The organism is Rhodococcus sp. Q1, from assembly GCF_004153645.1.
Classification (GTDB): domain Bacteria; phylum Actinomycetota; class Actinomycetes; order Mycobacteriales; family Mycobacteriaceae; genus Rhodococcus; species Rhodococcus gordoniae.
On the sequence record NZ_SDMJ01000012.1, the window covers coordinates 65,510 to 77,731 of the forward strand.

Genomic DNA, 12,222 nt, shown 5'->3' on the forward strand with positions numbered 1-12,222 from the left:
CCCCTGTTGGTGTGGTGTGGTTCGGACGTGGGGCGGGATCGGCCGCGGATCCCCTCCCCCACTGGTGTGTTCACGTTGTGGCTCCGACAGTAGGCGCGCCCCCGAGTCGGGCGCGTACACGCTCGAGGCGTCGGGCGGCGGCGCGCTGGACACGGCCGATGGCGACCATGTGCTCGAACAGGTCGGCTTCGGGCAGGGTTTCGGCGGCTTCGGTGATGGCGGCTCCGGCGGTGCGAAAGCTGCGGCGGTAGGCGGCGCTGATGACGGCATGGGCGTAGTAGGGCGCGGCGGTGGGATCGGCGCCGGCGGTGGTGGCGGTGGTCAGGGCGTAGGCGAGTCGGCGGCCGTGGTGACCGGCGAGCCGACCGTGGCGCTCGAGGTGGGCAAGGACCATTGCGGGGTCGTGGGGCTGGCCGGTGTTCATCAGTGTGGCGATGGCGTCGAACAATTCGGCGTGAAGTGGCTGATGGAAGTCGTCGGTGGTGAGCAGGTCCACGATGTCGGCGGCCGCGGCGCGGGTGGCGAACAGCAGCGCGCACAGCAGCAGGGTTTCGGTGTCGGCGTCTGGGGGCGCGAACTCGTCGGCGCTGAGGTAGCGGTCGAGATCGGTCTGGTCGGTGACGGTCATACGCTGATCCGTTCGTCGAGGGCGTCGGCGATGTCGAGCACGGGAGTCGGGTCGGGGTGGCCGATGGCCGAGTGGCCGATGGCGGCGCGAGCGATGACACTTCCGTCGATGGTGATGGTGACTGCGCTACCGGCGGGCGCACCGCAGGCGAGCGCGAGCGTGCGCGCTGCTTCGGCGGCGTCGGAGGCGGCGGCCGCGTGGGTGAAGGTGCAGCCAGAATCGGAGCGCGCAACGGTGGGCGCGGTCAGCGTGACGGTCCAGACGATCATTGCGGCGCTCCTTCGGCTTGACGGGGTTTCCCCAGGTACCCGTCCATTGTCGCTTAATTATCATGCTTTGTGAAGCCTTTTCGATGAGTTTTACATGATTGTGTGGTTGTTTTTTGATTCTTTTGTGATGCGTAAGTGAGGGCCGTGCCGGAGCCGTCGACCGGGGTTCGATGCCCCGGTCGACGGCCATGCGTGCCGGGGGCCGGCACCCGGCGAGTGGTCTGGCCCGGTGGGCGGCCGATACGACCGCCCACCGGAAGGGGCGTTACTGCTCGTCGAGGGGGTCGAGTCCGGCGGCGCGGCGCTCGATGTCGGCGAGGGTGTAGCCCTGGGCTTCGATGGCGCGCAGGTAGAACTGCGACAGGTCGGTGGGCTTGCGCCAGTGCTCGACGCCGACCTGGGACTCAAGGGCGATGAGGATGTGGGCGCGCAGCAGGACCAGGGCGCGAGGGTCGGTGGCGCTGGCGAGCTTCGCGAGAGTGTCGGACGTGGGGAGCATCTGTTCGGCCAGGGTGCGGGCGTGATAGGCGGCGGGGATCTGGGGCCACTTCATCAGCACTGTTGCCACGAATGAGGCGGTGCCCTTGGGGGCGGTCTTGCGGGTGGTCTGCTGGGCGATCCACTTGCGGCGGACCTCGGTGGCGGCTCGCCATTCGCGGTTGTTCTCGATCACTTCGCGCCGCTGAGCTGCGCGGTCCTCGGCACTTTGTTCCTGTTCGGACTCGGCGGGGCGGGGGTGTCCCCACCAGGTACGCCAAGGGGTGTCTTCGATATTGACGACGTGCCAGTACAGCGTGGTCTCGTGGTTTTCGACGACGTTCTCGCGGGGAATCATCCATTCCTCGCGAGCATCGCCCTCGGGTAGCTCGTCCACGATGTAGTCCGCGTCGATCTCGTCGCCGCTCTCGCGGTCGAAATAGGTGGTGCAGCTGTAGACGTACAGCCCGAGGTGTCCGAGGGCGGCGACTTCTTCGATGGCGGGCGTGTTGCCTTCTTCGTCGGTGACGCGCTCGACCAGCTGGCTGGTCCCCTCCCCCACTCTCTCGTGAAGAGCACCAAGCGGCACGGCCGCGATGGAGTGTTCTGCGAGGTACGCCTCGGCGCGGGCCAGTGCGGCGTTGCGTTCGGTGCGGCGCAACCGTTCGGCGGCGAGTGCGTGGTCGAGTCGTCCGCTGGCGATAGCCCACTCGATGCGGCGGACGGCGGCGGGATCGTCGTCGAACTCGGCGAGGGCGGCGGCTTGTTCGATGGTCAGCTCGCCTCGTTGCACAGCGTCGCGCTGCTCGGTGTCGCGCAAGGTCAGGGCCGCCTCGATCTCGGTGCGGGATGCCTTGGTGCGACGGGCGATCTTGGTGGAGGTCAGTCCGTGGTCGGCCAGGGTCTCGAACAGGGACAGGCGTTCGCCGTTGGTGATCGCGGCGCGGTGTTCGTTCTCGCTCCACTGGGTGACGAGCCGTTCGACGGCGGCGTCGGTGCCATCGCCTTCGTCGCCGACGATGAGGGCGGGGATCTGGGTCAGTCCGGCCTCGAGGGCTGCGGCGGTGCGGCGGTGGCCGGTGAGCACGCGCAGGGGTCCGGCGGCGGTACGGCACACAGTGATGGGGGTCAGAACCCCTTGCTCTGCGATCGACTCGCGGAAGGCATCGGTCAGGCGCAGGTCATGGCGGATGTTGGAGTCGGTGAGCAGGTCAGCGGGGTCGACGGTGGCGAATTCGGCGGTGCTTCCGTTGTTCATGACCCAAGTTTACATATGTTTTGATGATTTTTCGATGTTTTATTGGTGTTTGTTAGATGATTGTTTGGTGACTGTTGTCACTCTTTTTACCCTCTGAGCTGGGGGTTTCCGTGAAACGCAGACGGCCCCGCCAGGGCGGGGCCGTTGGTTCAATCTTCTATGCGGTCATGGATGGGCAGGATCATGGATCGGTGGCCGAGATACCGTTCGGACAGCTCGCCCAGTCTCGAGTCGGAGGTTCCGGCGTAGTTGCCTCCGAACATCACCACTCGTCCCGACTCGGTGAGTTCGTACCGACGACGGTCGGCGTTCCATTCGACTCTGACCAGAGCGGCATAGCTGCCTTCGATGAAGGCGTGGCGTCGAATCCGTACGGCGACGGTGGGGCTGATCTGCTCATGTCCGCCGACGTGGCTTCGCACTCCGTGGGGGGTGCAGCCGGACGGCAGTGACGTGATGCGGCCCGTGCGGGCGCGGCGCTCGTCGAGGACGCCGACCAGAAGAAGAGTGTCGGCGGCGGCGCTGATACCGCCGTTGGTGCAGTCGCCGAGGCGGTGGGCGCGGTAGACGTCGAGCAGGAGACCGGCGGGGCGATGGTCGTTCTCGTTGTTGTTCATACCTCTAGTTTACATCTGTTTTGATGCTTTTCCGATGTTTTGTTGGTGCTTTTCGGGTGCTTTTCTGGTGATGCCGGTCACACGTTTTTAGGCTCTGAACTGCGGTTTTGCGGGTATAGCGGGGGTTCGGTGGCGGTGGTGGAGCGGGTACCTCGGTCGGTCGGTGCGGCCTGGTGAACCGGGCGCGGTGACTGCCGGGCAAGGGCGGGTTTTCCCTTGCTCGGTGGTCGGCGGGTCCGGTAGGGCCGTGGTGTGGTGACCGGGCGCGGTGCACGCGGAGCAGCGGGAACCTTGGGAGGGAGGGACAGGGGTCCGGGGCGGAGCCCCCGGGGATCGGTAGAGCGATGTGGGTCGGGCCGGGAGTTTCTGTGCCTGTACACGAGGCCCGCATAGACCGAAGGCCCCGACCAGGAGGTCGGGGCCTTCAACGGTTGGACTGTGGTGCGGTCAGTCCTCGTCGGTGCTGTCGTTCTTGCTGCCGCGGGCTTTGCGCCGGCGCACCTTCTCCACCTCGGGGAAGGGCTCGCCGCCGTTGTATTCCTCTTCGAGCTTGTGGGTGTACTCGGCGATGGCGGCCTCGATGAAGCTGTTGAGACTGCCGTGTGCGCCGGGGTAGACACCGCGCAGACCCTTTTGAGCGTTGGTCGCAGCGTCGATGACGGATTCGGCGAGGGTGAACGTGCGCCGGGTCAAGGTGGGTTGCTGCACGATCTTCTTCGGTGCTGCGGACCGTGCCGGGACGTTCTCGTCGGGAGCTTCGGCGTCGAACATGCTGCGGATGTCGCTCATGACTTCTTCCTTTGGGTAATGGTGGTGGCCAGGTCGTCATAGACCAAGGCGTGACGCCAACCGTCCTTCGTGTCGGCGAGGGATACTCCGTCGTTGACGGCCCTCTTGATCGGCTCGGCGGATCGGACGCTGCCGAGGACGGGGATGCCGGCCTCGGTGAATTGGGTGGTCCAGGCGCGAGCGAGGACCGTTCCGGACTGCACCTTGTTGAGGATGGTGCCGCGGACCCACAGAGTGCTGTTGTGCCGCTTCTTGATGCTCTGGGCGTACGAGGTCACGCCCTGCATGGCCGCGATGCTGAAGTCATGCGCTTCGTTGAGGACGATGAGCTGGTCAGCGGCCACGAGCGCGCACATCTCGAGGGCATTTCGCGTGGGGGAGCAGTCGATGAGGATGTAGTCGTAGCGGTCACGGATCGGCTCGAGTGATTCCCGCAGGACGTGGGGGCCTTCGATGGGATCGTTGGTGATGTTCTTCTCGGCGGCGATGAGGTGGGCCGCGTTCGCAGGGGCGGCGATGAGATCGACGCCGGGGCGTATTGCATCGAGGATCGCCTCGGCGGCGGGCTTTCGGGTCTCCGGGTCTATATCGACGATGTGATCGGCGGTCACCTTCGCTGCGGCACGGAGGTCGGGCTGCAACTTGGTGAGGGTGTGGGTGAGGTTGCCGGAGGGATCAAGGTCGACCAGGAGCACCTTTTCGCCGGCACGGGCGAGGGCTTCACCGACGTTGAGCACGGTGGTGGTCTTGCCCACCCCGCCCTTCTCGTTGCCGATCAGAATGATTTTCGAACTCATGGCCTCCCTTTCCTGATGCAATAATACATCACTTCTGATTCATAAAGCGTGCTTTTCTGGTTCTTATCGGATGGCGGTTTCGTGACTGTTGCGGACTGGGTGGTGTTGCATCTGTTCAGGTGCGGTTTTCATGTCAGTGGTGGATGGAACGGCGACGGCCAGGGCTCGATGCCCTGGCCGTCGGCCACCGCTGCCACTGGGGGTGGGGGTGGTGGGTTGAATCTGGTTGCGTTCGCGGGGTTTCCAGTCCTGTCGGCTGGTGCGTGACGCTAGCCAACATCCAACACTATCGGTGGGGGTCGTGCACAGGGGGCCGCTGGGATTCGCGTCGGGCTCGTGGTCGGCGGTGGGGTCTGTGCGGCGCAGCCGCTCCTTCGGGTTCGATTCTCGGCCGGCCTCGCGGTGGTGGCAGACCGTACGGGTGGGGCGGATATGGCGGCGGCCCGAGCCGGGGCCGTGAGGGGCGTCCGGCTCGGGCCGTGTGTCAGCGGATCTCGCGGCACTGTCGGCATTCCCACCCTTGGGGGCGGAGAAGGCAGGTTCGTCGTTCTTCGCAGAGCCAGCAGGTCTGGTTGGCTTTTTCGGCTTCGCCGCGTTCCTGCGCTGCGGCTTTTTCGTGTTCGGCTGTGCGGCGTTCTCGCTCGGTGTCCAGGTCGTTGTGCTGGGCCGCGGTGGGTAGTGCGCGCATCATGCGGTAGGCGGCGGCGGTGCCTGCGTCTCGTTCTGCGAGGTCGGCGGCGGTGTAGCTCGGGGGTCGGTCGGCTTCGTGCAGCATGGGTCCGAAGATCGTGCGGCAGGTCTGGCAGGGGGTGAGTTCGTCGGTGACGGGCTGTTTGCATCCGGGGATGATGCACTCGGCGAACAGGGATTCGGCGGTCATGGCGTCCTCGCGGCGAGTGGGGACCGGCGGCCGCGAGGGGGTCGCGGCCGCCGGATGTGGGTTACTGACCTGGGCGGATGGGGGTGTGGGCGTCCTCGGCGCGGGCGTCGGTGATCTTGTCGTAGGGCAGTCGGTCGGTCCAGCTGTAGGCGGTGGCGACGGTGACCGACTTTGCGTTGACTCGGATCACCTTGTGCCAGGTGCCGGAGCAGTTGACGAAGCATCCGGGGCGTAGGTCGGCGCGGCTGTAGAGCTTGGGGCCGTCGGTGGCGTCCTGTTCGGCGCGTACTGCGGTCCAGTATTCGATGTCGCGCTCGAGTTCGGCTTTGTTGAGTTCGAGTTGGTGCATGTGGTTGCTGGTCTCGGCGGTGTGTCCGGCAGCGCGGTACTTGGTGAGGTGGCGTTCGATGCTGCGTAGTTCGGCGCTCTGTCGTTCGATGCGGCGGTGGATCACTGCGGGGGTGTAGCGGTGATCGGTGCTGCGGGCGGCGATGCGGGCGGATTCGGCGGCTGAGCGGGCGGCGGCGTCGGCTTCGATCGCGGCGCGGGCGGTGGTGTGGGCGCGGTCGAGGGCGCGGCGGTGGCGTCGTTCGCTGTGATGTCCCACTTTGATGGGTTCTCCGCCTTCGGGCAGTGCGGCACAGGCGTGGTCGTGGCGTGCGTGGGCGGCGTCGGCGGCGGTGGCCTTGCGTTCGGCCTTGGCTGCGAGGGCGGCGGCGCGGTCGGTCAGACGCTCGTTGCGGTCGTGGTGGGCGTCGGTGCCGTCGCGGAGGGTGGTGTCGATGTCGGTTTCGACGTCGTATCCGGCGGCGCGCAGGGCGGCGGCGGTGTGTTCGATGCGGGCGAGGTGGGGGGCGCGGTCGCGGCTGTGCGGGATGTACCAGGCGGTGATGCTGCGTCCCCATTTCCAACCTGCGGTTTTGAGGATCGGGGCGGTGCCGTCGCCTTTGCTGGTGCCGTCGATGATCGTGCCCTCTGTGGGGGTGTGCGTGATGGTGAGCATGTGGGCGTTTCCTGTTCGGGTTGGTAGTGCGCGCCGGTGGGGAGTCGCGGTGACTCCCCACCGGCGCGGAGTGTGGATCAGTACTCGGCGATGAAGACCGGCCAGTGGGGGCCGGGGCGGGTGGTCCAGCGGAGGATCGGCCGCCAGTAAGTGGTGGTCCGGTAGGCGCGTTCCTCGTGGTGGGGGCACATGACCCACTCGCCGTCGGTGTGGGTGGCTTCGGTGGTGCAGCCGTTGTAGTCGCACCACTGGTCGGGAAGCTCAAGTGTCTGGACGGGGGCGGGAGTGGTCATCGCGTCTTTCCTTCCGGGGCGGTCGGTCAGCTGAGGCCGGATTCGATTGCGGCGCTGATTTCGTCCTCGGTCATGCCTGCGGCACGGGCGGCGGCCTTGGTGTCGCGGGACTCGGCCAGGACTACGGAGATGTCCTTGCCCGTCGAGATGTTCTCGAGCAGGGCATCGATGTCGCGGCCGAGGTTGTGGAGCTTCGCGGTGATCTCTTCCTTGTTCATGCCTCTAGTTTACATCTGTTTTGATGCTTTTTCGATGTTTCGTTGGTGTTTTTATGGTGCTTTTCTGGTGATGCCGGTCACACGTTGTTAGGCTCTGACCTGCGGTTTTGCGGGTGTATCGGGGTGGTTCGGTGGCGGTGGTGGAGCGGGTACCTCGGTCGGTCGGTGCGGCCCTGGTGAACCGGGCGCGGTGACTGCCGGGCAAGGGTGGGTTTTCCCTTGCCCGGTGGTCGGCGGGTCCGGTAGGGCCGTGGTGTGGCGACCGGGCGCGGTACCCGCGGAGCAGCGGGAACCTTGGGAGGGAGGGACAGGGGTCCGGGGGCGGAGCCCCCGGGGGATCGGTAGAGCCGACACACCGCAGACGAGCCGGGGCACACACCTAGCCAGGGCGAGGGGGCACCGTCCGCCGGCCGCGGGAGCATACGTTTGCCGACCCCGAGACCAACGAGGCAAAGATCCGACTGCCACACCGACCCTCGAACACACTGCTCGTCGACACCCGACACGACCCGAAGGGGGTCCGGGGGCGATCGCCCCTGGTCAACGCCGAAAACGCGACTCGGCGCACCGAACCGGGGGACGATTCCCGAGTTCGATGCGCCGAGGTGAGAATGACAGGCATCAGACGTGGACGTTTTTTGATGTCGGTCTGATTTTTTGTTGATTCAGATTTGACGCTGAAAAGTTGCCTTTCCGATGTCGTTGTGATGCTCAGACGGTGACGGACGTGTCGGCCTCGGAGAGCCAGCGGTAAACGGTGGCGACGGAGCGGTCGACTTCTTGGGCGATGACGGGCACCTCCACTCCGGCCTGGCGCCGGGCGAGTGCCCATTCGCGACGCTCCTCGTGGGAATGGAAGGTCGGGATGGGGTTGGTGTCGAGGTGGGTGCCGGGCAGGTGGGGCAGTGGCACCTCGAGCTGTCGGGCGAGAGCGTCAGCGGTCGCGGTGCGAGTCGACCGCGCGACCGGAGTCTCGCTCGCGGTCTCGGCGGCGGCACGGTTCTCGGTGATGGTCGTGACGTGAGTCTTGGGTGCGGTCGCGTTCTCGTTTGCGGTCTCACGGCGCGGCTGTGTCGCGGGCGCGGATTCGATGTGAGTCTCGGCGGGGTTCTCGGTGGGGGCGGCGGTGCGACGGCCGAGAACGGTCAGCGCGTGGGTGGAGGCGAGCAGTGAGATCGGCGGGAGTGTGGCGATTACGGCGGCGAGAACGGAGTTGAAGCCGGGGGTCGTGGTGAGAACGGCGTGGATCGCGTTTCCTGCGATCGAGACGGTGGCGGCTCCGATGAGAATCTTCCAGAAGAATCGTCGCGCCCGGTGGTCGTGACGTCGGGAGACGACCCCCATCGTTGCTTGCAGGATCGTTCCGTCGACGATGACGGGGAACAGGAAGGCGATCTCTCTCGGCTGGCCGGCCTGGATGCACAGGTCTCGCAGTGCGAGGAAGCTGAGAATGAACGCGGCGGCCCCGATTCCTACGGTGATGGTCACGCCTGCGAACCACATGGATCCGCTGACGGCTGCCACATCCGCGGGCGCTGAGGCGTTCTTGCTCTGGCGTCGCTTCGTCCACTTCATAGTTCCCATAGTAACAATGAGAACCATGATATGAGAAGGGGTTTCTCAGATGAGAGTCGCAGGTCACGACCGGATCGAGTCGGCAAGGTGAGATGAGACGACTGCGCCCCGGCCGGTTCTCGGGGGAGCCGGTCGGGGCGCGTGATGGTTCTTATCGTTCGGGTCGTCGTCTCGCGATGTCGGCAGGACCGTCGCTTCGAGTGGATACTGTTTCATGATCTGTTGATGACCGTGATGCGGGTGCTTTGCGTCAAGAAGGTAGCCGGCTCGGCCCGCGACTGACTGGATGCTGCACGCCTCAGAATGCTCCATGGTGAGCCACCCGTAAATACGCTCCGATGGCGGTCAGAGGGGGCAGACGCACTCGCTCCCGCCCAGGGCCGGTGATGCGGCAGCACGTTCGAACAGCATTGACACCAGCCCGGCAGCGAACTGGTCCGGCTCCCGAATATCCATCATGTCGCCGGGAAGAAAGAACCGGCCGACGCGCATCTGCTCGTCGGTGGGGAACTGCATCTCGAGACGGTAGCAGCGACGGAACCGGGTCCGGAGGAAGGTGAACGCGACGGTGGTCTCGCGGACCCATTCGAGCGCGAGTGGGCGGAGATCATCGCGGATCACCCCTTTCCTGGACAACGCGGCCTGGGCGGCGGCGAACGAGGCCCCGAGCCCGGAATCCTCCGGTGGCGGCTGGAGGCGAAGATCCCAGTAGGTGCCGCGGTGATCCATGTGCGGCTGATAGAACCGGTTGTTGAGCGAGCGGTACTCCTCGACGAGACGGTCCGACTCGACCGTGCTCCGGTACACGATGTAACTGCCCGCGTGGCGGCTGGCCCGCTTCTGCCAGTCGAAGTCCGGTGGAGCGTCGACCTGCGTGTCTTCGGCCGAGAAGAACACTGCCACCTCGAAACGCCGATCAGCACGGTCGCGATCGGGGGCATAGAGGTAGAGCGGTCCGAGACTCACCGGTGCCGTGGACCGAACCACATGGACGGCCTCGAGGGGCCGGAGTGCGGTGCCGAAGATATGGAACCGCACCATGCGGTTTCTGTGTGCGGGGATGAAGGTTCCGTCGTCGTCGACGAACCGGTAGTCCACCCACACGGTCACCGGCCGGCCCGCGACCTCGACCGCATACCCGTGTGTGGGGGGACTGAGACGGCCGTCGAGGATCGCATGCACGTCGATTCCGTCATCACCGACGGGAATCGGATCGCGCTCAGACATGGCTTCGGTTCCGACAGCATCGGCCGAATGACGAGGCCCACGGGTGATAATTCGTCACGAGCATTTGCTCCTGGGGACTCCGCATCAGGCGAAGAGATGGATCTTACCTCCCGCAGATATCGCGTTGCCTGCTGAATCGACACCCATGTAGGTGGGTCTGTACGGCTTCTTCTGGCCTCTCTTGCCACTGGCATGGCTCGTCGCTGGGGTCGCGTCGTTGGCGAAGCCCCGGGGTAGCCGTAGCATCCGCCGGAAATCGGGCGGATTTGGCGTATCCGACTGGTGGGCACGGGGTTTCGAGTTCGGCATGCGCTGTCGACTGGTTGGTGCTTGACTGCCGATGATGATGTTGGTCGGTGCTGGTGGAGGCTGGGGTCGTGGCGACGCGGATGTTCGCGGACGAGGAGTTGGAACGACTGCGGGGATTCCCGGAGATCAGCCGCGAGGAGCTGTTCCGGTACTTCACGCTGACGCCTGCGGATCTGGCGTTCGTGGATCCGGGCCGGGGCCGGGGCCCAGCCGAGCGGCTGGGCTTGGCGATCGCGTTGTGTACGCTGCCGTGGCTGGGATTCGTGCCGGATCGGCTGGTCACGGCTCCGCCGGTGGCGGTGGCTCGTGTCGCCGAGCAGTTGCGGTTGGATCCGGTGGTGATCGGTGCCTACGGCAGGCGAGCCAAGACCCGCACCGAGCATGTGCGCCTGGCCGCGCGGTACCTGGGATGGCGTGCGGTCGGTGCGCTCGAGTTCAAGGAGCTCGATGAGTTCCTGCTCGCGCGGGCGATGGAGCACGATTCCCCGACTCTGCTGTTCCGGCTGGCGTGTGAGTATCTGATCTCGGCGAAGGTGATCCGGCCAGGCCCGGTCACCGTGGTCGAGCGGGTCGCCCACGCCCGCCACCAGGCCCAGACCGAAACCTATGACCGGCTCGCTCACGAGTTCACTGCGGCGCGGTGCGCGGAGTTGGACGGCTTGCTTGTCACCGACGCTTCGCTGGGGATCTCGCGGTTGCGGTGGCTGTCGACCGGGCCGGTGGAGGCCTCGGCGGCCGCGGTCCGCGCCGAGGTCGACAAGCTGGGTTTCCTGCGCGGGTTGGGCGCTGATCGGCTGGATATGTCGGTGCTGCCCGCCGAGCGGCGCCGGTTTTTGGCCACGATGGGCCGGCGCCTGAGTCCGCAAGCGCTGCAACGTCGGGATCCGCAACGCCGGTATCCGATCCTGCTCACGGTGCTGGCCCAGTCCGGCACCGATGTCCTCGATGAGGTCGTGGCGTTGTTCGATCAGGCGATCTCGGTGAAATTCGGTGCTGCCGAACGGAAGATGCAGCAGCGGCTGGCCGAACGAGGGAAGACTGGAGAGGACCGTCAGGCGCTGCTGGACGATCTGTTGGAAATCGTCACCGACCCCGGCGTTCCGGATGAGGAGATCGGTGCGCTGATCCGCGGCGAGAAGATCGGGTGGGAGCGCCTGCGCGCGGCGATCGCCCAGGCCAAGCCCAGGTTGCCGCGTGATCACGGGCATCTGGCGGCGTTGGATTCCTCCTACAACTACCTGCGTCAGTTCACCCCCGCGGTGCTCGAAGCGGTGCGCTTCTGCGGCGGTACCGCCGCGACCGAGTTGCTGATCGCGGTGAACATGCTGCGCGAGTTGAACGCGACCGGGCGGCGCAAGGTTTTCGATGACGCCCCGACCGGGTTCGTGCCGATGAAGTGGCGCGGCTACCTCGACGAGGCCCGCAAATCCGGCAGCGCGACCGCGTATCGGCACTACTGGGAGTTGTGTGTGCTGCTCGGATTGCGTGACGGGTTGCGCAGCGGGGATGTGTTCGTGCCGGGCTCGCGCCGTTACGCCGACCCGGCCGCCTACCTGCTCACCACCGGGCAGTGGGAACCGCAACGCGTTGAGTTCTGCGGCCTGGTCGGGCGATCCGCCGATCCTGGCGTCGCGCTGGCCACCGTGGTCGCCGAACTGCACGACGCTCTCGGTGAGCTGGAGGAGGTGCTGGCCGGCGGGGACGGCCCGGTCCGGCTGGACGAGGGCGGGGATCTGGTGATCTCGCCGCTGAGCGCGGAAGATGTTCCCGCCGAGGCGATCACGCTCAAGGCCGAGCTGACCGAAATGCTGCCGTTCGCGCCGATCGTGTCGCTGCTGATCGAGCTGGACAAACGCACCGGCTACCTGGACTGCTTCACCCA

Annotated in this window: 13 protein-coding genes; 1 reads left to right on the plus strand and 12 read right to left on the minus strand. The window is 66.1% G+C overall.

Features of this window, described 5'->3' with window-relative positions:
* Positions 1 to 70: 70 nt before the first annotated feature.
* The 12 genes from EQ874_RS21660 to EQ874_RS21715 all read right to left on the minus strand — a co-directional run bounded on the left by EQ874_RS21660 (position 71) and on the right by EQ874_RS21715 (position 10,031).
* On the minus strand, positions 71 to 628 hold the full coding sequence (locus EQ874_RS21660) for a DnaB-like helicase N-terminal domain-containing protein (protein WP_129978134.1): 558 nt from the start codon (positions 626 to 628) through the stop codon (positions 71 to 73).
* Complete coding sequence (locus EQ874_RS21665; RefSeq protein WP_129978135.1) at positions 625 to 897, minus strand: hypothetical protein; 273 nt, start codon at positions 895 to 897, stop codon at positions 625 to 627. Before EQ874_RS21665 ends, EQ874_RS21660 begins: the two co-directional genes overlap by 4 nt.
* 265 nt (positions 898 to 1,162) lie before the next feature.
* Positions 1,163 to 2,632, minus strand: a complete 1,470-nt coding sequence (locus tag EQ874_RS21670; protein WP_129978136.1) for a ParB N-terminal domain-containing protein — start codon at positions 2,630 to 2,632, stop codon at positions 1,163 to 1,165.
* A gap of 149 nt (positions 2,633 to 2,781) precedes the next feature.
* The gene (locus EQ874_RS21675) at positions 2,782 to 3,249 is read right to left on the minus strand and encodes a hypothetical protein (protein ID WP_088899622.1); all 468 of its coding nucleotides are present in this window, start codon (positions 3,247 to 3,249) and stop codon (positions 2,782 to 2,784) included.
* A 447-nt stretch (positions 3,250 to 3,696) separates the two neighbouring features.
* Positions 3,697 to 4,038, minus strand: a complete 342-nt coding sequence (locus EQ874_RS21680; protein WP_072816384.1) for a hypothetical protein — start codon at positions 4,036 to 4,038, stop codon at positions 3,697 to 3,699.
* Entirely contained in the window at positions 4,035 to 4,835 is an 801-nt protein-coding gene (locus tag EQ874_RS21685) for an AAA family ATPase (RefSeq protein ID WP_039585755.1), read from the minus strand. Before EQ874_RS21685 ends, EQ874_RS21680 begins: the two co-directional genes overlap by 4 nt.
* 484 nt (positions 4,836 to 5,319) lie before the next feature.
* Entirely contained in the window at positions 5,320 to 5,715 is a 396-nt protein-coding gene (locus EQ874_RS21690) for a hypothetical protein (protein WP_129978137.1), read from the minus strand.
* Between the two features lie 61 nt (positions 5,716 to 5,776).
* On the minus strand, positions 5,777 to 6,718 hold the full coding sequence (locus EQ874_RS21695) for a DUF3560 domain-containing protein (RefSeq protein WP_129978138.1): 942 nt from the start codon (positions 6,716 to 6,718) through the stop codon (positions 5,777 to 5,779).
* A gap of 77 nt (positions 6,719 to 6,795) precedes the next feature.
* A complete protein-coding gene (locus EQ874_RS21700) occupies positions 6,796 to 7,011 on the minus strand; it encodes a hypothetical protein (protein ID WP_029547350.1) in 216 nt (71 codons plus the stop codon).
* A 26-nt stretch (positions 7,012 to 7,037) separates the two neighbouring features.
* Positions 7,038 to 7,229 (minus strand): hypothetical protein, encoded by a 192-nt coding sequence (locus tag EQ874_RS21705; RefSeq protein WP_072816379.1) that lies wholly within the window; start codon positions 7,227 to 7,229, stop codon positions 7,038 to 7,040.
* Between the two features lie 711 nt (positions 7,230 to 7,940).
* Positions 7,941 to 8,804: a DUF2637 domain-containing protein gene (locus EQ874_RS21710; RefSeq protein WP_242496883.1), complete on the minus strand. Its 864-nt coding sequence runs from the start codon at positions 8,802 to 8,804 to the stop codon at positions 7,941 to 7,943.
* Between the two features lie 345 nt (positions 8,805 to 9,149).
* On the minus strand, positions 9,150 to 10,031 hold the full coding sequence (locus EQ874_RS21715) for a hypothetical protein (protein ID WP_129978139.1): 882 nt from the start codon (positions 10,029 to 10,031) through the stop codon (positions 9,150 to 9,152).
* 377 nt (positions 10,032 to 10,408) lie between these two features.
* Between EQ874_RS21715 and EQ874_RS21725 the strand changes: the two genes are divergently transcribed.
* Positions 10,409 to 12,222, plus strand: a 1,814-nt coding sequence (locus EQ874_RS21725; protein ID WP_129978140.1) for a DUF4158 domain-containing protein, incomplete at its 3' end; no start/stop codon positions are given.